Source organism: Telluria sp. Soil_C_11, from assembly GCF_057657395.1.
In genome coordinates, this window is record NZ_JBDGIN010000011.1 from 20587 (window position 1) to 42834 (window position 22248).

Here is a 22248-nt window from a genome sequence, read left to right on the forward strand (position 1 = left end):
GAATGCTTATGCGCGGTTGGTCAGGACCCTGTCGATCAGACCATATTCCACGGCTTCCTCGCTCGACATGAAACGGTCGCGGTCGGTGTCCTTGTGGATCTGTTCGATCGTCTGGCCGGTGTTGTCGGCCATGATGCGGGCCAGGCGTTCGCGCAGGTAGAGGATTTCCTTGGCCTGGATTTCGATATCCGACGCCATGCCCTGCGAACCGCCGGACGGCTGGTGGATCATGACGCGCGAGTTCGGCAGCGAGAAGCGCTTGCCCTTGGCGCCGGCCGCCAGCAGGAAGGCGCCCATCGAGGCGGCCAGGCCCGTGCACAGGGTCGACACGTCCGGCTTGATGAAGTTCATCGTGTCGAAGATGGCCAGGCCAGCCGACACCGAACCACCCGGCGAGTTGATGTAGAGCGAAATGTCCTTGTCCGGATTTTCGCTTTCCAGGAACAGCAGCTGGGCCACGATGAGATTGGCCATCTGGTCGTTGACAGGACCGACCAGGAAAATCACGCGCTCTTTCAGCAGGCGCGAGTAGATGTCGTAGGCACGCTCGCCGCGGCCGCTCTGCTCGATCACCATCGGCACCAGGCCGAGGGCTTGGGTATCCAACGCAGGATTACGATTCATACCTGTCACTTTCCTTAAAGAAGATGTTCAGAGACGCCAACCGGCGCACGAAGGCGCCGGTTGGCAAGGCTCGTCACCTCAAGCTTACACCGAAGCTCAGGCTTGCGGCGCGCTGCCCATCAGTTCGTCAAAGGCGATGTCCTTGGTCGTCACCTTTGCCTTGCCAAGCACATAGTTAACGACGTTTTCTTCCAATACAAGAGCTTCGATCTCGCCCAGGCGACGACGATCGCTATAGTAGTACTTCAGGACTTCTTTCGGATCTTCGTAGCTTTGCGCGAAGTCTTCGATCTGTGCTTTCACCTGCTCCTGGGTGGCCTGCAGGTTGTTGTCCTGGACCAGTTGCGACAGGATCAGGCCCAGGCGCACGCGGCGCTCGGCCTTGGTGGCGAACAGGTCGGCCGGGAACGGCAGGCTCTTCACGTCCATGCCGCGCTGGGCCATGTCCTGGCGGGTCTGCTCGGCCAGGCGCTGCGAATCCTGCTCGATCATGACCTTCGGCACGTCCATCTCGGTGGCCTTGACCAGGGCGTCCATCACGGCTTCCTTGTTGCGGGCCTTGATGCGGGCGTTGACTTCACGCTCCAGGTTGACCTTGATGTCGTCGCGCATCTTCTCGACGCTGCCGTCTTCGATGCCCAGCGACTTGGCGAACTCGGCGTCGACTTCCGGCAGGTGCGCCCACTCCAGGTTCTTCAGGGTGATGGTGAACTCGGCGGTTTTGCCGGCCACGTCCTTGCCGTGGTAATCCTCCGGGAAGGCCAGCGGGAAGGTCTTGCTCTCGCCCACTTTCAGGCCGACGGTCGCGGCTTCGAATTCCGGCAGCATGCGGCCTTCGCCCAGCACGAATGCATAGTTCTCGGCCTTGCCGCCGGCGAACTCGACGCCGTCGATGGTGCCGACGAAGTCCACGGTCACGCGGTCGCCGTTGGCTGCGACTCCCTCGCCACCAGTGCCGTGCTCACCGGCTTCGCCCTTGGTGTGGTAGTGCACGCGCTGCTTGCGCAGGATGTCGATGGTCTTGTCGATCTCGGCGTCCGAGACGTCGGCCTTGACGGTCTCGACTTCCACGCCCGACAGGTCCGGCAGGCTCACTTCCGGATAGACTTCGAAGGTGGCGTCGAACGCCAGCATGCCTTCCGGCGCTTCCTGCTTCGGCTCGATTTTCGGCATGCCGGCAACGCGCAGCTGGTTCTCTTCGGCAGCCTGGCTGAATGCCTGGCCAACCTTGTCGTTCAGCACGTCGGTTTCGATCTGATAACCGTACTGAGCCGCAACCATTTTCAGGGGAACCTTGCCCGGACGGAAGCCCGGTGCGCGAGCGGTCTTGGCCTGCTTCTTGAGGCGCTTTTCAACTTCCGTACGTACGTCGCTCAGCGGAAAAGAGAGAGTCAAGCGACGCTCGAGTTTACCCAGGTTTTCGACTGCAGTTGCCATTGTAAAAATCGTCCAAAAAAATAATTATTCGTGGTGCGAGGAGGGGGACTCGAACCCCCACACCATTGCTGGCGTCAGGACCTAAACCTGGTGCGTCTACCAATTTCGCCATCCTCGCGCAGGATTGCATTCTTGCCACAAAAACAAAGGGCGCCCGTTGGTAGATCCGGTCGCCCTGCACTCCGTTGTTTAGGGGCTACAACTTCAACCAGTTATTTTACTGGATTTTCTGACACCATTGGGGAATTTTGAAAAGTGCGGAACGCATGAGTTTCATTCCGGGCGCTTCACCCTGAACCAGGCGGCATACAGCGCCGGCAGGAACAGCAGCGTCAATGCGGTCGCCACCAGCAATCCGCCCATGATCGCCACCGCCATCGGCCCCCAGAACACCGAGCGCGACAGCGGAATCATGGCCAGCGCCGCCGCGGCCGCCGTCAGCAGGATCGGCCGGCAACGCCGCACCGCGCTCTCCACGATCGCATCCCAGGCTGCGCGGCCTTCCGCGATGTCCTTCTCGATCTGGTCGACCAGGATCACGGAATTCCGGATGATCATGCCGAACAGCGCGATCACGCCCAGGTTGGCGACGAAGCCGAACGGGCGGCCCAGCAGCAGCAGCGCCATCGCCGCGCCGGCCACGCCCAACGGCCCTGTGAGGAACACCAGCACGGAGCGGGAAAAGCTATGCAGCTGCAGCATCAACAGCGTAAAGACGATGAACAGCACCAGCGGCACGTTGGCCGAGATCGACGCTTCCGCCTCCGAACTGTCGGCCGCGGCCCCGCGCAGGGTGATCCGGTAGCCGGCCGGCAGCTTCGCGCGCAGGCTGGCCAGCTTCTCGCCCACCTGCCCCGACACCGTCGCGCCCTGGATCCCGGGCACCACGTCCGACTGGACCATGATCGCCCATGCGCGGCCTTCGCGCCAGACCACGCCCGGCTCCCACACGAACTCGATGCGCGCCAGCTGCGACAGCGGCACCGGCCTGCCGGACGGCGTGGCGATATTCGTGTTCGCCAGCACCGACATGGTCGAACGCTCCTCGACCGGCTGGCGCACGACGATGTCGATCAGGCGGTTACTTTCGCGGAACTGGCCGATGGTCGTGCCGGACAGCACGGTGGCGACGGTGCGCCGCACCGCCTGGCTGGTCACGCCCAGCGCGCGCAGCTTGTCCTGGTCGAGATCGAGCCGCAGCACCTTCACCGACTCGTTCCAGTTGTCGTTCACGCCGACCGCGTTCGGATTCGCGCGCAGGATCTCCTTGACCTGGTCGGCCACGCCGCGCACCACGGCGATGTCCGGGCCGGCCACCTGGAACTGCACCGGATACGGCACCGGCGGTCCGTTCGGCAGCAGCTTCACGCGGCCGCGCACTTCCGGGAAGTCGGTCTTCAGCACCGTCTCGATCTTGTGCATCAGCGCTTCGCGCACATGCGCATCCTTCGGCAGCACCACCAGCTGCGACACGTTCGACTGCGGGAAGATCTGGTCCAGCGGCAGGTAGAAGCGCGGGCTGCCGGTGCCGACATAGCTGGTCACGCTGTCCAGCTCCGGCTGGCGCCTGACCCAGGTCTCGAACTTCTTCACCAGCGCCTCGTTGGCGGCGAAGCTGGTCCCTTCCGGCAGCCACATCTCGACCATCAGCTCGGGGCGGCTGGAATCCGGGAAGAACTGCTTCTCGATGAACTTGAAGCCGAACACGCCCAGCGCGAACACCGCCAGCGACAGCGCGATCGTGGTCTTGCGGAAGGTGACGCACCAGGTCACGATACGGCGGAAGCGGCGGTAGCCCGGCGTGTCGAACACGTCGTGGCCGCCATGTTCGCCGGCAGGATGGGGCTGCACGCGCAGCAGGATGAAGCCGATGTAGGGCGTGAAGGTCACCGCCACCACCCAGGAAACCACCAGCGCGACCGCGTTCACCGAGAACATCGAGAAGGTGTATTCGCCGGCCGCGGACTTGGCCAGGCCGATCGGCAGGAAGCCCGCCGCGGTGATCAGGGTGCCGGTCAGCATCGGGAAGGCGGTGGAGGTGTAGGCGAAGGTCGCCGCCTCGAAGCGCGACATGCCCTCCTCCATCTTCCGCACCATCATCTCCACCGCGATGATGGCGTCGTCGACCAGCAGGCCCAGGGCGATGATCAGCGCGCCCAGCGATACTTTGTGCAGCGAGATATCCAGGATATGCATGCACAGGAAGGTAATCGCCAGCACCAGCGGGATCGTCAGCGCCACCACCAGGCCGGGACGCACGTCGATGCGCCAGCGTGGCTTGCTGTGCAGGCCCAGCGCCAGGAAGGACACGACCAGCACGATCACCACCGCCTCGATCAGGGTGTGGATGAATTCGCTCACCGAGGCCGTCACCGCGGCCGGCTGGTTCGACACGCGTTCCAGCTCGATCCCGACCGGGAGCTGGGAACGGATGCGCGCCACGGTCTGCTCCAGCCCCTTGCCGAGCTGGATGATGTTGCCGCCCTTTTCCATCGACACGCCCAGGCCGATCACTTCCTTGCCGTTGAAGCGCATCTTGTCGTGCGGCGGATCCTCGTAGGCGCGGCGCACGGTGGCGAAATCGCCGAGGCGGAAGGTGGTGCTGCCGGCGCGCAGGCTGAGATCCTCGAGCTGGCGCACCGTCTTCAGGGCGCCCGTCACCCGCACCTGCAGGTTCTCGCCGGGCGTGACCAGCACGCCGGCCGACTCGACCCCGTTCTGGGTCGCGATCTGGTTGACGATGGCGTCGAAGGGCACGCCCAGCTGGGCGAATTTCTGTTGCGAGAACAGGATGTTGATCTTTTCCTGCTGCACCCCGAACTGCTCGACCTTGGCCACCAGCGGCACGCCCAGCAGCTGCTGCCGCACGAAGTCGGCGTAGTCGCGCATCTCGGCATAGGTGAAGCCGTCGCCGGACAGCGCGAAGATCGAGCCGTAGGTATCGCCGAATTCGTCGTTGAAGAAGGGGCCGGTCACGCCTTGCGGCAGGGTCCCGGCGATGTCGCCGATCTTCTTGCGCACCTGGTACCAGGTCGGCGGCACCTCCTTCGGCGGCGTCGATTCCCGCAATTCCAGGATGATGGTGGTCTCGCCCGGCTTGGAAAAGCTGCGGATCCTGTCGACGTAGGGCGTCTCCTGCAGCTTGCGCTCCAGCGGATCGGTCACCTGCTGGGCCATCTGCACGGCGGTGGCGCCGGGCCAGCGGGCGCTGATCACCATCGCGCGGAAGGTGAAGGGCGGATCCTCGTCCTGGCCCAGCTGCTGGTAGCTGAAGATACCCAACAGGAGCAGCACGGCGATCAGGTAGCGGGTGAGCGGGATGTTCTCCAGCGCCCAGCGCGACAGGTTGAAGCCTCTCATTTGGCAGCTCCACCAGAGGCTTCGACCTCTGCGTCGGCGCGGCGCGCCACGTCGGCGGTCAGGATCCTGACCTTCTGCCCGTTCTTGAGCAGGTTGACGCCGGCCGTGACGATGGTCTGGCCGGGCTTCACGCCGCCGCTCAGCAGGACATCGTTGCCGGCCACGCCGCCCACCTGCACCGGCTGCAGGCGCACCTGCTGGACCCCATTCACGGTGTCGACGACCCACACGCTGCTCGCCCCCTTGTTCTGCACCAGGCTCGAGAGCGGCGCGCGCAGCTGGGAAGGGGCCGCGCCGCCGGCCTGGCGCAGCAGTTCGACCACGGCCGTCATCCCCAGCCGCACCTCTTCGCCGGCCCGGATCGACACCTTCACGGTATAGGTGCGGGTGGCGGGATCGGCCACCGGCGAGACTTCGCGGATCGTGCCCGGGATGCTGCGGTCCGGGTCGGCCCACAGGCGCACCTTCACCTCGCCGCCCTGGCGGATCTCGTCGACCTGGTCTTCCGGCACGCCGATCACGACTTCCTTCTCGTCCGTGCGCGCGACCCGCACCACCGGCGTGCCGGCCTGCACCACCTGGCCGACCTCCGCATCGATGCCGGTGACCACGCCGTCGGTATCGGACACCAGGCTGGCATAGCCGGTCTGGTTGGCCTGCTCGCGCAGCTGGGCGCGCGCGGCTTCGACGCTGGCCTGGCTGGAACGCGCCGCCGCGACCTTCTGGTCGAGCACCGCCTGGCTGACGAAATTCTGGCTGCGCAGGTCCTGGTAGCGCTTCAGTTCCGCGCGCGCCAGGTCGGCATTGGTCTGGGCCGCCCGCAGGCTGGCCTGGGCCTGGGCCTGGCCGAGCCGCAGGTCTTGCGGGTCGAGCTGCATCAGGACGGTGCCGCGCTGGACGCGGGAGCCGACATCGACCTTGCGCGCGCTGATCTTGCCGCCCACGCGAAAGCCCAGGCGCGACTCGTAGCGCGGGCGCACGTCGCCGGAAAACTCCGCGCTGGCGTTGACGCCGCCGGCGGCCAGGGTCAGCGCCCGCACCGGGCGCACGTCCTCGGGCGGCGGCGCATCGTTCGAGCAGGCGGACAGCAGGGCCAGGGCCAGGACGGCGGCGGCGGTGCGCGGGAGCGGAATACGGGGAGATGGCACGGTGATTTCCTCTCGGGGCGGGGCCGCGGCAACGGCGGCAATATTCTTTATAGAAAGCTTAGCAATTATAATCATGCAAACACTGCCAGTAAATGACGTTAGAGTCAGTTCTCAATGTCCGTCGATCACTACGAAAACTTCCCTGTCGCCTCGATCCTGCTGCCGCGCCGCCTGGTGCCGGCGGTCGAGGCGATCTATGCCTTCGCGCGCAGCGCCGATGATATCGCCGACGAGGGCGATGCCACGCCCACCGAACGCTTCGCGGCGCTGGAGGCCTATGACGCCGCGCTGAACGCCATCGAACGCGGCGAGCGCTTCGGCGACAGCGCGGCCGATCCGATGTTCGCCCGCCTGGCCGGGGCGCTGCGGCGCCATGCCCTGCCCGTGCAGCCGCTGCGCGACCTGCTGAGCGCCTTCCGCCAGGACGTGGTCACCGCCCGCTATGGCGACTACGCCGCCCTGCTCGACTACTGCCGGCGTTCCGCCAACCCGGTCGGCCGCCTGATGCTGGGCCTGTACGGCAAGGCCGACGACAGCAATCTGCGCCAGTCGGACGCCATCTGCACGGCCCTCCAGCTGATCAACTTCTGGCAGGACGTCGGCATCGACATCGGCAAGGGCCGCATCTACCTGCCGCAGGAAGACCTGGCCCGCTTCCGGGTGAGCGAGGACGACATCGTCCAGGGCCGCACCGGGCCGGCCTGGCGCGCCCTGATGCGCTTCGAGGTCGAGCGGGCGCGCGCCCTGATGCTGGAAGGCGCGCCGCTGGCCACGCGCCTGCCGGGACGGATCGGCTGGGAACTGCGCCTGGTCGTGCAGGGCGGGCTGCGGATCCTGGAAGCGATCGAGCGCGCCGATTACGACGTGTTCCGGCGCCGCCCCAGGCTCGGGCGCCTGGACTGGCCGGTACTGCTGTGGCGTTCACTCCGGATGATCGGCTAAGATAGCGGACTTGCATCACGCACCAACCATCCAATTATGTCTCCCGACGAATACTGCCAACAAAAGACCGTCCAAAGCGGCTCCAGCTTCTATTACAGCTTCCTGTTCCTGCCGCCCGAACGGCGCAGGGCGATCACGGCGCTGTACGCGTTCTGCCGGGAGGTCGACGACACCGTCGACGAAACCAGCGACCAGTCGGTCGCGCGCATCAAGCTGGCCTGGTGGCGCACCGAGGTCGCGAATATGTACAAGGGCTCGCCCACGCACCCCGTAACCCAGGCCCTGCAGCCGCACCTGGCCGCCTACGACCTGCGCGAACCGCATCTGCAGGCCATCATCGACGGCATGGAGATGGACCTCGACCAGTCGCGCTACCTCGACTACGCGGGCCTGCGCAAGTACTGCTGGCACGTGGCCGGCGTGGTCGGCATCCTGTCGGCCAGTATCTTCGGCGTGACGAATCCGCAGACCCTCCAGTATGCCGAAAAGCTGGGCCTGGCGTTCCAGCTGACGAACATCATCCGCGACGTCGGCGACGATGCGCGCAAGGGCCGGATCTACCTGCCGGTCAATGAACTCCAGCAGTTCAACGTGACCGCGGCCGACATCCTGAATTTCCGCCACAGCGAGAAGTTCGAGGCGCTGATGAAGTTCCAGGCCGACCGCGCGCGCGCCGTCTACGACGAAGCCTTCGCCCTGCTGCCGAAGGAAGACCGGCGCGCCCAGCGTCCCGGCCTGATGATGGCGGCGATCTACCGCACCGTGCTCGACGAAATCGAGCGCGACGACTTCAAGGTCCTGAACCAGCGCATTTCCCTCACGCCGCTGCGCAAGCTGTGGCTGGCGTGGAAAACCTATGTCCGCGGATAAGCGGCCGGCGCCTTCGGTCGCCGTGGTCGGCGGCGGCTGGGCCGGCTGCGCCGCCGCGGTCGAACTGGCCTCGGCGGGCGCGCGGGTCACGCTGTTCGAAGCCGCACGCACGCTCGGCGGCCGCGCCCGCGCGGTGCAGGCCAGGGAAGCCCTGCTCGACAACGGCCAGCACATCCTGCTGGGCGCCTACCAGGACACGCTGGCGCTGCTGCGCCGCGTCGGCGCGGACGAGCGCGAGGCGATGCTGCGCCTGCCGCTGCAGATGCGCTATCCGCCCGCCGGCGCGCCCGACGGCACGCCAGCGATGGATTTCGTCGCCCCGCGCCTGCCGGCCCCGTGGCACATGCTGGCCGGGCTCCTGCGCGCGCGCGGGCTCGGGCGCGAGGACAAGCTGGCGCTGGCGCGCTTCCATACCAGCGCGCGCTGGATGCAGTGGGGGCTGGACAGCGACTGCAGCGTGGCCGAGCTGCTGGAACGTTTCGACCAGACCCCGCGCCTGGTCCGCCTGATGTGGCGCCCGCTGTGCCTGGCGGCCCTGAACACGCCGGTCGAACGCGCGTCCGCCCGGGTCTTCCTGGCCGTGCTGCGCGACAGCCTGGGCGCGAAACGCAAGGCTTCCGACATGCTGCTGCCGCGCGTCTACCTCGACGCCCTGTTCCCGCAGGCCGCCCTGCGCTACCTCGAGGAACGCGGCGGGCGGGTGCTGTGCGGTTCCCGCGTCGACTTTCTCGCATCGCACGGCGCGCGCTGGCGGGTGGGCGTGGGCGACGACGCCACCGCCTTCGACGCCGTCGTGCTGGCCACCCCGGCCTGGCAGAGCGCGGCCTTGCTGCGCCCGTTGCCCGGGATGGAAGCGCTGGCCGCCCAGCTGGACGCCTTCGACTACGAGCCGATTTCGACGGTCTACCTGCGATACGACGCCGGCCTGCGCCTGCCGCTCCCGTTCTACGCCCTGCTCGACGACCCGGCTACCGGGGCCTGGGGCCAGTTCGTGTTCGACCGCGGGCAACTGGACCTTGGCCAGGACGGCCTGCTGGCGGTGGTCGTCAGCGCCGCGCGCCAGGCGGCCGACGCCGGCCAGGATGCGCTGGCGGAGGGCGTCGCCGCCCAGCTGGCGGCGGCATTCGGCCAGCCGGCGCTGGCGCAGCCGCGCTGGAGCCGCGTCTTGACGGAAAAGCGCGCCACCTTCGCCTGCACGCCCGGATTGGCGCGCCCGGCCAACGCCACCGGCCTGGCCGGGCTGGCGCTGGCCGGCGACTATACCGCGGGCGACTACCCGGCAACCCTGGAAACGGCGGTGCGCAGCGGCCGCGCAGCCGCCCGGCTGCTACTGGCGGGCAAGGCGTGAGGCTCGGCCATCGGCCCCAGGCGCAGCCTGCCCCGCGAAAACTGCAGCCCGTCGCAAGCGCGTGGCGGGGCACGGCAGGCATGGGTACAGTAGCAGCATCGAAACAAGTGTTATCGGAAATGCACATGAACAGCCCACTGGCCCTGCGTACCCTGCTCCTGCTCGCGCTCGTCGCCGCCGCGACGGTGGTGCTGGTGCAACCCGGTCTCGGCGGCGCCGGCGATCAGGCCGTCCACGCCATGCTGATGGTGGCGCGCAACTAAGGCGGAGCACGCGATGGGCAAACTGGAATATCTCGAACTGCTGAAACGCGCCATGCTGGGCCTGCCGCCCGAGGTGCAGGCCAAGACCCTGGGCTACTACGAGCAGCGTTTCGTTGACGGCGTGAATACCGGACGCAGCGAACAGGACGTCGCGCAGGAACTCGACGATCCAAAAAAGATCGCGATGACGCTGCGCGCCAACAGCTACAGCGCGCAACTCGGTCAGCAAATGCACCCCCAGCCGGCCATGCAGGCCGCCGCCGCGGGCGGACCCCAGTTCGCCATGCCGGAAAAGTCCAGCCCGGCCAGGATGCTGCGGGTGCTGGTCTCGGGCGCCGGCCTGGCGATCTTCAACCTGTTCATGATCGTGCCGGCGATGGTGTATTCGGCCCTGCTGTTCGCGCTGTACGTGTGCGCGCTGGCCTTCTACCTGAGCGGCATCGCGATCACCGCCAGCGGCCTGGCCGGCAACAGCGACCTGCTGCTCGACCTGCCGACCCGCTACGTGCAGATCGATGCGGACGACCCGGACGCCCGGCGCCAGGTGCGGGTGCAGATCGACGACACCGGCATCCACGTGCACGAGGAAGGCGCGGACGCGGACGACGACCGCGGCCCGCGTGGCTCGCGCCTGCGCCGCGGCGCCGAAGTCGTGGCCGGCAACAGCCTGCACATCACCACCGACATGGATGCCGATTCGCGCACCACCCAGACCCTGGTCGGCTTCGGCATGGTGCTGGGCGGGATCGCGCTGTTCCTGCTGTCGCTGGTCGTCACGCGCTACACGGCGGTCGGCATCAAGCGCTACATCCAGATGAATTTTTCCCTGCTCAAGGGCCACTGAGGGAACCATGCGCGCACTGATGAAAGTCGGCTTCGGCCTCCTGCTGCTGGCGCTGCTGCTGATCGGCGCCTCGTACAGCATCCTGCGGGCCCAGGACACGGGCGGCGGCGCCAGCCCGGGCAGCCGCCTGGTGGCCACCGAAAAGCGCCCGCTCGGCGCCAGCGTCGCCGAAGTCGAGGTGAGCGGCCCGATCAACCTGACCCTGCGCCAGGGCACCGCGGCCACGCTCGAAGTACGGGGCGAGCAGCGCCTGCTGGCCAACGTCGACACCACGGTCGATGGCGGCACCCTGCACATCGGCCCGCGCGGCATCCTGCTGCGCCACCGCCAGCCGATCGAAGTCACCCTGGTCCTGCCGACGCTGGAGCACCTGAGCATCAGCGGCAGCGGCCAGCACAATGTCAGCGGCTTTTCGGGCGAGCGCATCGAAATGAATGTCGACGGCTCCGCCGGACTGCGCTTCAATGGCCGCTACCGCGAGATCGAGGCCGGCCTGCACGGCAGCGGCGACGCCGACATCACCTGCGGCAATGCCGAGCGCGTCGTCGCCGACGTCAAGGGGACCGGCCACATGACCCTGGTGGGCGGCGCCCGCGAACTGCATGCCGAGATCGCCGGGGCCGGAGAACTCGATGGCCGCCACCTGCGCGCCGAGGACGTCCACCTGATCCACCACGGCTCGGGCACCAGCGCGGTGTACGCCAGCAAGCACGTGAACGTGGACATGACGGGCAGCGGCGATGTCAGCGTCTACGGCAATCCGAACAACCGCGAGGTCAGCCGCAACGGCAGCGGCAGCGTGTCCTTCCAGGACTGACGCAAGGCCTCAGCCGGCGCGCCGCAGCCAGTCCAGCGCACCCTGCCCGGCGGCGCGGCCGCTGCCGAAGCAGGCGGTCAGCAGGTAGCCGCCGGTCGGCGCCTCCCAGTCCACCATCTCCCCGGCCGCGAACACGCCCGGCAGCGCGCGCAGCATGCCCGCGGGCGACGCCAGCGCCTCGAACCGCACCCCGCCGCCGCTGCTGATCGCTTCATCGATCGGGCGCGGGCGCAGCAGCGTCACCGGCAGCGCCTTGATCGCGCGCGCCAGGCGGGCCGGGTCGGCATAGTCTTCCTTGCCCAGGGCTTCATGCAGCAGGCCGGATTTCACGCCCCTGATGCCGAGCCGGCTTTGCAGGTGGCTGGACATCGAACGCGTGCCGCGCGGGCGCATCACTTCTTCCGCGACGCGCTCGGCATCGTGGTCGGGCAGCAGGTCGATCCAGACGGTGGCCCGGCCGTCGCGCAGGATGCGGTCGCGGATCGCGCCCGACAAGGCATACACGAGGCTGCCCTCGATGCCGCTCGCGGTGACCACGAACTGGCCCTTGCGGTAGTGGCGCCTGCCGTCGACGTCGTCCACGGCCAGGGCCACGGTGGTGAGCGGCGCGCCGGCGTGGCGGCTGCTGAAATGCTCGCTCCAGGCGGCATCGAAGCCGCAGTTCATCGGCACCAGCGGCGCCACCTCCACGCCTTGTTCGCCCAGCAGCGGCACCCAGGCGCCATTCGAACCCAGGCGCGCCCAGCTCGCCCCGCCCAGGGCAAGCACGACGGCATCGGCTGTTTCCGACCGTTCGCCTTCCGGCGTCGCGAACAGCAGCGCCCCGTCGCGCCAGCCCAGCCAGCGGTGCCGCATGTGGAAGCGCACCCCCGCGTCGCGCAGGCGGTGCAGCCAGGCGCGCAGCAGCGGCGCGGCCTTCATATCGGCCGGGAACACCCGGCCCGAGGTGCCGACGAAGGTATCGATGCCCAGGCCATGGATCCATTCGCGCACCTGCTGCGGCGTGAACCCATCCAGCCAGTGCCCGACCTCGGCGCGGCGCTTGCCGTAGCGGCCGGCGAAAGCGTCCATCTCTTCGGAATGGGTGATGTTCATGCCGCCTTTCCCGGCCAGCAGGAACTTGCGGCCGACAGAGGGCATGGCGTCGTACAGGTCGACCCGCACGCCGCCGGCGGACAGGACTTCGGCCGCCATCAGGCCGGCGGGGCCGCCGCCGATCACGATCGCGCGATGGCGTGGTTCAGGGCTGGATTCAAGGTTGGCGCTCATGGGCCGGCATTGTAGTCGAAGTGGGGTCCGGAAATATATGTAAAGGGAGCTTGACATACGCTTTTTTGCGGCCTACGATGTCAAGCATGCTTTACATGACAAGCAAACTTTACATCAAAAGGAGAAGTCCAAATGCATGAGAAGCGAGTCGCACGCGCCTACTTCGTCGAACTGATGACGGCGCTCCTGGTGTACACCGTATTGCTGTTCGCCGCAATCCGCTTTGGCCGGCCGATGGCCGACGGCTGGCTGCGCACCCTGGTGCTGGCGACACCGATGGTCGGATTCGGCCTGATGATCCGGACCATCGTCCGCCATCTCGCACGGATCGACGAATACCAGCGCATCCGCCTGCTGGAAAACATCGCGGTCGCGGCCGCGATCACCCTGGCCGCCACCTTCACCTACGGCTTCATGGAAACCGCCGGCTTCGAGAAGCTGTCGATGTTCTCGGTATGGATCATGATGGGCGCCAGCATGGCCGCCGTGACCCTGTACCGCCGGGTGGCCGACCGATGAAGAACCTGATCCGCGACCTGCGCGGCGCGCGCGGCTGGAGCCAGGCCCACCTGGCCGACCTGCTGAGCGTCTCGCGCCAGACCGTGATCGCCATCGAGACCGGGCGCTACGACCCCAGCCTGCCATTGGCTTTCACGATTTCCAAACTGTTCGAACAACCCATCGAATCCATCTTCTTCCCTGACCAGGAGCCAGCATGAAACGCTTCGCCTGCAAAAAACCGTTCGCACTCTTCCCCGTCGCCGTTGGCGTCCTCGTCGCCCTGCTGTCGTCCGATCCGACCCAGGCGGCGCAGGCCAGTCCGCCGCCAACGAACCGCTTTGCCGCCACCATCGCTCCCGCCGAGCGCTTCGAGGTCGACGGCGTGCTGGTCGAGCGGTTTGGAAAGGAAGCGGGCAGCCGCGGCCGGCCGCTGGTGCTGATCCCGGGCCTGGCCAGCGGCGGCTGGGTGTGGCAGGAGACCGTGCGCGCCTTCAGCCCCGATCACGCCGTGTACGTGCTGACCCTGCCCGGCTTCGACGGCCGCCCGGCGGCGCCGGCGAACGCCTTCGCCTCGGCCCGCGCAGCGGTTGAAAGACTGATCGGGCAGCGCCGCCTGGACAAGCCGGTGATCGTCGGCCACAGCCTCGGCGCGACCCTGGCGCTGGCGCTGGCGGAGGACAGGCCGGCCCAGGTCGGCGGCGTGGTGGCGATCGACGGCCTGCCGGTCATGCCCGGCACCGAAGCGCTGCCGCCGGCCGAGCGCGGCCGCTACGCCCAGGGCATGAAGGCGCGCATGGCCGGCATGAATCCGACGGTGTTCGCCGCCCAGCAGCAAAGCTATATGCGCACCGTCGGCGTGCTCGACATGGGCAAGGCCGACGACATCGCCCTGCTCACCGGGCGCAGCGATCCAGCGTCGGTCGGGCAGTACGCGGCCGACGTGGTGGAACTCGACCTGCGCCCCGGCCTGAAGAACATCCAGGCGCCGGTGCTGGTGATCGCACCCTACTTCGACGCCGACGCCGCCCAGCAGGGCCTGGGCGCGGACGCCAAGGCGGACTACTACCGCGCCCTGATGCAGGGCGCGCCGAAGGTGGAGGTGACGACGGTGGCGCCGGCCCGCCACTTCGCCATGATCGACCAGCCGGAGCAGGTCAACGAGGCGATCCGCAAGTACCTCGGGAGCTTGTGAGCGGCCGTCGGTCTTTCGGCGACGAGACAATCGGCCCTGGTTGATATATGCTCGACGGCGCGGCCGACGGCCGCCACGCGTTTCCCGTTTCCTCAAGGAGTGTTATGCCCCGCCTTACCAAGCTCACCCTGGCGCTGCTGTTCGCCGGGGCAGCGTCCGCACCGACCATCGCCCCGGCCGCTGACAGCGCGGCCGACCGTCCCCTGCCCGCACGCCAGGCCGAGATCGACGCCATCGTCAAGGAAATCTCGCCGCAGCGCATCCAGGCCTACGTCAACAAACTGGTGAGCTTCGGCACCCGCCACACGATGTCGGACACCACCTCCGACACGCGCGGCATCGGCGCCGCGCGGCGCTGGATCAAGTCCGAGATGGAGCGCTGCGGCGCCGGCCGCCTCGAGGTGCGCTTCGATGGCCACCTGCATCCGGTCGACAACCGCATCGACCGCCCGACCGAGATCGTCAACGTGGTGGCCACCCTGCCGGGCACCCAGGCGGCCTCGAAGGACCGCCTGTACGTGGTCAGCGGCCACTACGACTCGCGCGTGACCGACGTGATGAACGCCACGGCCGACGCGCCGGGCGCCAACGACGACGCCTCCGGCACCGCGGCCGTGATCGAGATGGCCTGCGTGATGGCGCGCCACAAGTTCGACGCGACCCTGGTCTTCATGACCGTGGCGGCCGAGGAACAGGGCCTGTACGGCTCCGGCGACTTCGCGAAGAAGGCCAGGGCGAACAAGCTGAACATCGCCGGCATGCTGAACAACGACATCATCGGCAGCTCGCACGACGAAAAGGGCAGGCTGGACAACGGCCACGTGCGCCTGTTCGCCGAAGGCGTGCCGCCGCTGAAGGAAGCGCCGTCGCCCGAGCTGCGCACCCTGCTGGTCACCGGCGGCGAAAACGATTCGATCACGCGACAGCTGGCGCGCCACGTCAAGGAAACCGGCGAGCGCTATGTCCCCGGCTTCAAGGTCGACATCATCTACCGGCGCGACCGCTACCTGCGCGGCGGCGACCACAGCCCCTTCCTGGACGCCGGCTACGCGGCGGTCCGCTTCACCGAACCGAACGAGGACTTCAACCACCAGCACCAGGACCTGCGCACCGAGAAAGGCGTGAAGATCGGCGACCTGCCGGAATACGTCGACCCGGACTACGTGGCCCAGGTGGCGCGCGTGAACGCGGCTTCGCTGGCCTCGCTGGCGCTGGCCCCGGCCGCGCCGCAGGAAGTCAAGGTCAAGACCGCGGCCCTGGACAACGGCACCGACCTGGTATGGAAGGCCAACGCCGAGCCCGACCTGGCCGGCTACCGCGTGGTCTGGCGCGACACCACCTCGCCGCTGTGGCAGGGTGCGCGCTTCGTCGGCAACGTGACCACCGCGCGCATCGACATGTCGAAGGATAACGTGCTGTATGGCGTGCAGGCCGTGGACAAGGACGGCAACGTCAGCCCGGCGACCTATCCGCTGCCGATGCGCTGACGCCGCCGCCGGCGCGCCGACGCCCGACGCCCAACGCCGCGGTGCAGCATGCCGCGGCGTTTCCATTTCACCTGCCGGCCCTTCGCGCGCGTCCTAGCGCCAGCGCAAGGAATCCCCAGACACATGGGTAATACTCACAGCGCATCGTGCTTCGCCACTATGCAGTGCAGCATTTTTCGTTTAGCAGAAGCACAACAATTTGCTTGACTTGTATGCTGCTGAGCATATTCTTACGCGTACAACAAGATCTTGAAAGATCTGGAACGAACGATGTGCGCCTCTGCAGCGGTCTTCAGGAGGGGTCCACGATTCGTCGAGTAGTCCGTAATACCATCTTGGAGGATGTATATGTCGGCAGTCACTCGTAGGACACTGCTGGGCGCGATCGCGACCAGCCCGCTCTGGCTTCAAGCAGCATGGGCCCAGCCCACGAATCTCAAGATCTCCCATCAGTTCCCCGGCGGCAGCGTCGCCGAGGGCGATTTCCGCGATCGCCTGTGCCGCATGTTCGCCACCGAGGTGGAACGCCGCACCAGGGGCAAGGTCAAGTTCTCGATCTACCCGCGCAACGCGCTCATGAAGAGCGAAGCGCAGATCCCGGCCCTGGCCAAGGGCCAGCTGGACATGTCGCTGGTGCCGCTCACCTATGCAGGCGCCGAACTGCCGGAAGTGAACATCGGCCTGCTGCCCGGCCTGGTGACCTCCTACGAACAGGGTTACGCCTGGAAGAACGCCGAGATCGGCCAGGAATTCAACCGCCTGCTGGCCGACAGGGGCATCGTGATCCTGAGCTGGATCTGGCAGGCCGGCGGCGTCGCCTCGCGCGGCAAGCCGATCGTCGACCCGGAAGACGCGGCCGGAATGAAGGTGCGCGGCGGCTCGCACGAGATGGACATGATCCTGAAGGAAGCCGGCGCCAGCGTGGTCGACATGCCTTCGAACGAGATCCGCGGCGCCATGGAAAAAGGGACGCTGGATGCGGCCATGACCTCCTCGTCCTCGCTGATCTCGTTCCGCCTGGACGAAGTGTCGAAATACGTGACGACCGCGCGCGGTGGCGCCTACTGGTTCATGCTGGAGCCGCTGCTGATCTCGAAGACCGCCTTCGACCGCCTGCCGAAGGACCAGCAGGCGATCCTGATGGCGGTGGGCGCCGAACTGGAATCCTTCGCCCGCAAGTCGGCCCAGACCGACGACATGCAGGTCGCCGCCCTGTTCCAGGGCAAGGGCGGCCGCACGATCGACCTGACCGGCGATTCGCTGCGCAAGTGGCAGGAGATCGCGCGCAATACGGCGTGGAAGGATTACGGGTCGCGTAACGAAAATTGTGCGCGCTTGCTGGCGCTGGCGGAGAAGACGGTCGTCGCCTGACCCGTTCGTGAGCATTTGCACCGTCGTTCCCGTGAAGGCGGGAACCCAAGTCTGGATGAGTTGTGGCGATGCTTGACGTTAGAGGCTGAGCAAGGAACTTGGGTCCCCGCCTGCGCGGGGGCGACGTTCAACCGCCCGTCACCGGCGGAAAGAAAGCCACCTCCCCACCCTCGCGCAGCGGCGTCTCCGGCTCGCACATCACATGGTCGAAAGCCATGCGCAGCGCACGCTCGCGTCCCAGGGACTCGGCCCAGGCGCCGCCGCGGGCGATCAGGAATTCGCGCACCGCGCCGACCGTCGCCACGCCCTCGGGCAGCATGACCGCTTCACCGGAGGTGCCGACCGCCTCGCGGACGCTGGCAAAAAATCGCAGATTGATCTTCATGTAAAACTCAATGCTGTAAAAACGCGAACGGAATGAAGCGCACGGTGTCGCCGCGCGCGATCGCCTGGCCCGGCGGGCAGTCGATCAGGCCATCGCCCCACACGGTCGAGGTCAGCACGCCCGAACCCTGGTTCGGGAACAGCTCCAGCCGGCCGTGGCCGTTGATGCGGGCGCGCAGGAATTCGTTGCGGCGGTCCGCTTTCGGCCAGTCGAAGTCGGCGCGCATGGGGAGCGCGCGCGGCTCGACGTCCCCGCTCACGCCCTGCAGGCGCAGCAGGAAGGGCCGCACGAACAGCAGGAAGGTGACGAAGCTCGACACCGGGTTGCCCGGCAGGCCCAGGAAGTAAGCAGCGCCAGTGGCGCTGCTTACGCAAGAGCCAGTGGCGCTGCTTACGCAAGAGCCGTCGCCACCTTCGCCGCGGCGCACCTCGCCGAAGGCCAGCGGCTTGCCCGGCTTGACGGCGATCTGCCACATGTTCAGCTGTCCCTCTGCCTCGACCGCCGGCTTGATGTGGTCTTCCTCGCCGACCGAGACGCCGCCCGAGGTGATGATCAGGTCGTGCTGGCGGGCCGCCGCGCGCAGGGTGTCGCGGGTCGCCTGCAGGGAGTCCGGCACGATGCCGTAGTCGGTGAACTCGCAGCCGAAGTTCTCCAGCAGGCCGCGCAGGGTGAAGCGGTTCGAGTTGTAGATCGCGCCGGGTTTCAGGGCCTCGCCCGGCATCGCCAGTTCGTCGCCGGTGAAGAACACGGCCACCCGCACACGGCGCCGCACCGGCAGCCTGGCCAGGCCGACGGACGCCGCCAGCCCCAGTTCCTGGCTGCGCAGGCGGGTGCCGGCCGGCAGGATGATGGAGCCGGCACGCACGTCCTCGCCGGCGCGGCGGATCCATTCGCCCGGCCGCGGCGCATGCTTGACGGTCACGATGTCGCCATCGAGTTCGCACTGCTCCTGCATCACCACGGCGTCCGCCCCTTCCGGGATCAGTGCGCCGGTGAAGATGCGCGCCGCGGTGCCGGGCGCCAGGAAGCTCCCGACATGGCCGGCCGGGATGCGCTGCGCCACCTTCAGCCTTGCCGCGCCGTTCGCACAGTCGGCCGCGCGCACGGCGTAGCCGTCCATCTGGGTGTTGTCGGCGGCCGGAACGTCAAGCTGCGAAGCCTGGTCCTCGGCCAGCACCCGGCCGTTGGCTTCCAGCGTGTCCACCTGCTCCACTTCGGCCACGGCGCGGGCCGCCGCCAGCAGGAAGTCGAGCGCTTCGCGCACGGGCATCAGCGGTTTGCGCGCGGTCGGGGCATTCATCGGTCGAGCCCCGTGTGCTCGGCGATATACGCTTTCATCCGGGCGACGTCGGTGTCCATGACCACGAAGCGCTGCGGCAGCGCCTCGATGTTCTCGAAACCGGCCGGACGCTCGGCGTCTAGGCCCAGCGCTTCCAGGATGGTCTCGTTGAACTTGGCGGCCAGCGCGGTCTCCAGCACGATCATCGGAATGCCCGGCTCGACGTGTTCGCGTGCGACCTTGATGCCGTCGGCGGTGTGGGTGTCGATGGTGATGCCGTAGTCGTCGAACACTTCGCGGATGGTCGCCAGGCGGTCTTCGTGGTTCGAGCTGCCGGACTGGAAACCGTAATCGGCCACGCGCCTGAATTCGTCGCCGTCGCTGCCCGGCGCGCCGGACAGGTCGAAGCCGCCGTGCGTCTCGACCTTGCGGAACAGCGCATGCGTGCGCTCGGCGTCGCGGCCCACCAGCTCGTAGACGAAGCGCTCGAAGTTCGAGGCCTTCGAGATGTCCATCGACGGGCTGCTGGTATGGAAGGTTTCGGACGACTTGCGCACGCGGTAGACGCCGGTGCGGAAGAATTCGTCCAGCACGTTGTTCTCGTTGGTCGCCACCACCAGCCTGGCGATCGGCAGGCCCATCATGCGGGCGATGTGGCCGGCGCAGATATTCCCGAAGTTCCCCGACGGGACTGTGAACGAGACCTTCTGCTCGTTCGAGGTGGTCGCCTTCAGGTAGCCGCGGAAGTAGTAGACCACCTGCGCCACCACCCGCGCCCAGTTGATCGAGTTGACGGTGCCGATCTTGTGGCGGGCCTTGAATTCGAGGTCGTTCGAGACCGCCTTCACCATGTCCTGGCAGTCGTCGAACACGCCTTCCACCGCGATGTTGAAGATGTTCGGGTCCTGCAGGCTGAACATCTGCGCGGTCTGGAAGGCGCTCATCTTCTTGTGCGGCGACAGCATGAAGACGCGGATCCCGCGCTTGCCGCGCATCGCGTATTCCGCGGCGCTGCCGGTGTCGCCCGAGGTTGCGCCGAAGATGTTCAGCTCATCGTTGTTCTTCGCCAGCGCGTACTCGAACAGGTTGCCGAGCAGTTGCATGGCCATGTCCTTGAAGGCCAGGGTCGGCCCGTTCGACAGGCCCTGCAGGATCAGGGTGACGTCGGTGCCCTGCTGCAGCACGCGCAGCGGCGTGATCTCGGCGGCGCTTTCGTCGGCGCGCGCGTTGCGGTACACCTCCGGGGTGTAGGTCCTGGCGGCCAGGGCTTTCAGGTCCGCTTCCGGAATGTCGGTCGCGAACTTGCGCAGGATTTCGAACGCCAGGTCGGCGTACGAGAGAGAGCGCCAGGCGTCGAGCTCGGCGCCCGTCACCTGCGGGTAGTGTTCCGGCAGGTACAGGCCGCCGTCCGGCGCGAGGCCGCCCAGCAGGATGTCGGAAAAACGTTGGGGATTGCGTGCTGCGGACGCGCCGGTGGCGCGGGTGGACACATAGTGCATACGATAAGCAGGGTCGAAGTTGGCGGGCGTTGGCTATTTATTATAGTGCGCCCGCAGCAAACTTGTCTTTTTACCGAATTTTGTTCAGATACGGGCGTGGGCACGGGCGCCACGCCCCTGCATCAGCAAGCGGCGTGGTTCACGGTCACCACGTGGATCGCCAGCCCGCCCAGCGAGGTTTCCTTGTACTTGGCCTGCATGTCGTAGCCGGTCTGGCGCATGGTCTCGATCACGTCGTCGAGGCTGACGAAGTGGCTGCCGTCGCCCTTCAGCGACAGCGAGGCCGCGGTGATGGCCTTGATCGCGCCCATGCCGTTGCGCTCGATGCAGGGGATCTGCACCAGGCCGCCGATCGGATCGCAGGTCATGCCCAGGTGGTGCTCGATGCCGATCTCCGCCGCGTTCTCGATGCGTTCGTTGGACCCGCCCAGCGCCGCCACCAGGCCCGCCGCCGCCATCGCGCAGGCGACCCCGACCTCGCCCTGGCAGCCGATCTCGGCGCCCGAGATCGAGGCGTTTTTCTTGCACAGCATGCCGATCGCCGCCGAGGTCAGGAGGAAGTCGCGGATGCCCTTCGCCGGATCGCTCGGGCGGCAGTCCTCGGCGTAGTAGCGCAGCACCGCCGGGATGATGCCGGCCGCGCCGTTGGTCGGCGCCGTCACGACCCGGCCGCCGGCCGCGTTTTCCTCGTTGACGGCCATCGCGTACAGCGTTACATGGTGGGTCGCGTCATGCGGCAATTCGTTGCGGCGGTTGCCGGCGTCGCAGTGCGCCTGCTTCCACAGCTTGGCCGCGCGGCGCTTGACGTTCAGGCCGCCCGGTAGCTGGCCCTCGGTGACCAGGCCATGGGCGATGCAGTCGCGCATCACCTGCCAGATGCGGTCCAGGCCCGCGTCCAGCTCCGCCTCGCCCATGCGCGCCAGCTCGTTCGCGCGCAGCATGGCGGGGATCGACAGGCCTGCACGCTTGCCGTGTTCGAGCAGCTCGCGCATGGTATCGAAGGGATACGGCAGGGGCGCCTGCCCGGTTTCCCTGGGCGGCGCCTCGGTCTCTCCGGCGGCCGTGATGAAGCCGCCGCCGATCGAATAATAGCTGCGCTCGATCGTGCTGCCGTCGGCCAGCTTCAGCACGAAGCGCATGCCGTTCGGGTGCTCCGGCAGGCTCTCCTGCTTGTGCCAGACCAGGTTTTTCCTGCTCGAGAACGGCACCTCCTTCGTACCCAGCAGCTTCAGCACGCCATCCAGCTCAGCCTCGGCCAGCCTGTCCTCGACGCTGTCCGGATCCACGCCCTGCGGAGTCTCGCCCATCAGGCCCAGGATCACCGCCTTGTCGGTGGCGTGGCCGACGCCGGTCAGCGCCAGCGAGCCGTAGAGGTGGGCCTCGACGTCCACCGCCTGCGACAGGTCGCCGCACTCCAGCAGGAAGCGCCGCGCGGCGACCATCGGGCCGACCGTGTGGGAACTCGACGGGCCGATGCCGATCTTGAATAAGTCAAATACGCTCATGTCCATGAGCTGTCTCCTGGTGAATTCTTTTTGTCTGTGTGGGCTTGGCCGGTAGCGACAAGTGGCAACCCGCCAATGCGTCGTTCCCGCCTGCGCGGGAACGACGG

General features: G+C 67.3%; 20 protein-coding genes and 1 tRNA gene. 11 read left to right on the forward strand and 10 right to left on the reverse strand.

Annotated features, from left to right (window positions below; translation table 11 throughout):
• Positions 1–6: 6 nt before the first annotated feature.
• From clpP to AC3A6M_RS17665, 5 genes are all read right to left on the reverse strand, one after another.
• A complete protein-coding gene (gene clpP / locus AC3A6M_RS17645; RefSeq protein WP_197416444.1) occupies positions 7–624 on the reverse strand; it encodes an ATP-dependent Clp endopeptidase proteolytic subunit ClpP in 618 nt (205 codons plus the stop codon).
• Between the two features lie 96 nt (positions 625–720).
• Positions 721–2061, reverse strand: a complete 1341-nt coding sequence (gene tig, locus AC3A6M_RS17650; protein ID WP_487854024.1) for a trigger factor — start codon at positions 2059–2061, stop codon at positions 721–723.
• Positions 2062–2092: 31 nt separating this feature from the next.
• Positions 2093–2179 (reverse strand) — tRNA-Leu (locus AC3A6M_RS17655).
• Positions 2180–2334: 155 nt separating this feature from the next.
• The gene (locus AC3A6M_RS17660; RefSeq protein WP_487854025.1) at positions 2335–5421 is read right to left on the reverse strand and encodes an efflux RND transporter permease subunit; all 3087 of its coding nucleotides are present in this window, start codon (positions 5419–5421) and stop codon (positions 2335–2337) included.
• Positions 5418–6569 carry an efflux RND transporter periplasmic adaptor subunit gene (locus tag AC3A6M_RS17665; RefSeq protein ID WP_487854026.1) on the reverse strand — a complete coding sequence of 384 codons (1152 nt, stop codon included), beginning with the start codon at positions 6567–6569 and terminating at the stop codon, positions 5418–5420. The genes AC3A6M_RS17660 and AC3A6M_RS17665 overlap by 4 nt, the downstream gene beginning before the upstream one ends.
• Positions 6570–6683: 114 nt before the next feature.
• On the opposite strand from AC3A6M_RS17665, the gene hpnC reads away from it, so the two are divergent.
• From hpnC to AC3A6M_RS17695, 6 genes are all read left to right on the forward strand, one after another.
• Positions 6684–7511, forward strand: a complete 828-nt coding sequence (hpnC, locus tag AC3A6M_RS17670) for a squalene synthase HpnC (RefSeq protein WP_487854027.1) — start codon at positions 6684–6686, stop codon at positions 7509–7511.
• Between the two features lie 36 nt (positions 7512–7547).
• On the forward strand, positions 7548–8381 hold the full coding sequence (gene hpnD / locus AC3A6M_RS17675) for a presqualene diphosphate synthase HpnD (protein ID WP_487854028.1): 834 nt from the start codon (positions 7548–7550) through the stop codon (positions 8379–8381).
• Positions 8368–9729: a hydroxysqualene dehydroxylase HpnE gene (gene hpnE, locus AC3A6M_RS17680; RefSeq protein ID WP_487854029.1), complete on the forward strand. Its 1362-nt coding sequence runs from the start codon at positions 8368–8370 to the stop codon at positions 9727–9729. The genes hpnD and hpnE overlap by 14 nt, the downstream gene beginning before the upstream one ends.
• Positions 9730–9854: 125 nt before the next feature.
• The gene (locus tag AC3A6M_RS17685; RefSeq protein ID WP_487854030.1) at positions 9855–9992 is read left to right on the forward strand and encodes a hypothetical protein; all 138 of its coding nucleotides are present in this window, start codon (positions 9855–9857) and stop codon (positions 9990–9992) included.
• Between the two features lie 13 nt (positions 9993–10005).
• Positions 10006–10836: a DUF1700 domain-containing protein gene (locus AC3A6M_RS17690; RefSeq protein ID WP_487854031.1), complete on the forward strand. Its 831-nt coding sequence runs from the start codon at positions 10006–10008 to the stop codon at positions 10834–10836.
• A gap of 7 nt (positions 10837–10843) precedes the next feature.
• A complete protein-coding gene (locus AC3A6M_RS17695; protein ID WP_487854032.1) occupies positions 10844–11653 on the forward strand; it encodes a head GIN domain-containing protein in 810 nt (269 codons plus the stop codon).
• A 9-nt stretch (positions 11654–11662) separates the two neighbouring features.
• Here the strand turns inward: AC3A6M_RS17695 and AC3A6M_RS17700 are convergent, their stop codons facing one another.
• A complete protein-coding gene (locus tag AC3A6M_RS17700) occupies positions 11663–12922 on the reverse strand; it encodes a TIGR03862 family flavoprotein (RefSeq protein WP_487854033.1) in 1260 nt (419 codons plus the stop codon).
• Between the two features lie 132 nt (positions 12923–13054).
• Between AC3A6M_RS17700 and AC3A6M_RS17705 the strand changes: the two genes are divergently transcribed.
• From AC3A6M_RS17705 to dctP, 5 genes are all read left to right on the forward strand, one after another.
• A complete protein-coding gene (locus AC3A6M_RS17705) occupies positions 13055–13441 on the forward strand; it encodes a hypothetical protein (RefSeq protein ID WP_487854034.1) in 387 nt (128 codons plus the stop codon).
• Positions 13438–13641 (forward strand): helix-turn-helix transcriptional regulator, encoded by a 204-nt coding sequence (locus AC3A6M_RS17710; RefSeq protein ID WP_487854035.1) that lies wholly within the window; start codon positions 13438–13440, stop codon positions 13639–13641. Before AC3A6M_RS17705 ends, AC3A6M_RS17710 begins: the two co-directional genes overlap by 4 nt.
• Positions 13638–14615, forward strand: coding sequence for an alpha/beta fold hydrolase (locus tag AC3A6M_RS17715; RefSeq protein ID WP_487854036.1), 978 nt, complete (start codon positions 13638–13640; stop codon positions 14613–14615). Before AC3A6M_RS17710 ends, AC3A6M_RS17715 begins: the two co-directional genes overlap by 4 nt.
• A 104-nt stretch (positions 14616–14719) precedes the next feature.
• Complete coding sequence (locus AC3A6M_RS17720; protein WP_487854037.1) at positions 14720–16102, forward strand: M28 family peptidase; 1383 nt, start codon at positions 14720–14722, stop codon at positions 16100–16102.
• 348 nt (positions 16103–16450) lie between these two features.
• Positions 16451–17473 carry a TRAP transporter substrate-binding protein DctP gene (gene dctP / locus AC3A6M_RS17725; RefSeq protein ID WP_487854038.1) on the forward strand — a complete coding sequence of 341 codons (1023 nt, stop codon included), beginning with the start codon at positions 16451–16453 and terminating at the stop codon, positions 17471–17473.
• 127 nt (positions 17474–17600) lie between these two features.
• Here the strand turns inward: dctP and moaD are convergent, their stop codons facing one another.
• From moaD to AC3A6M_RS17745, 4 genes are all read right to left on the reverse strand, one after another.
• The gene (gene moaD / locus AC3A6M_RS17730) at positions 17601–17858 is read right to left on the reverse strand and encodes a molybdopterin converting factor subunit 1 (protein WP_487854039.1); all 258 of its coding nucleotides are present in this window, start codon (positions 17856–17858) and stop codon (positions 17601–17603) included.
• 7 nt (positions 17859–17865) lie between these two features.
• On the reverse strand, positions 17866–19158 hold the full coding sequence (locus tag AC3A6M_RS17735) for a molybdopterin molybdotransferase MoeA (RefSeq protein ID WP_487854040.1): 1293 nt from the start codon (positions 19156–19158) through the stop codon (positions 17866–17868).
• A complete protein-coding gene (gene thrC / locus AC3A6M_RS17740; RefSeq protein ID WP_487854041.1) occupies positions 19155–20636 on the reverse strand; it encodes a threonine synthase in 1482 nt (493 codons plus the stop codon). The genes AC3A6M_RS17735 and thrC overlap by 4 nt, the downstream gene beginning before the upstream one ends.
• Before the next feature lie 122 nt (positions 20637–20758).
• Positions 20759–22147: an L-serine ammonia-lyase gene (locus AC3A6M_RS17745; protein ID WP_487854042.1), complete on the reverse strand. Its 1389-nt coding sequence runs from the start codon at positions 22145–22147 to the stop codon at positions 20759–20761.
• Positions 22148–22248 lie beyond the last annotated feature (101 nt).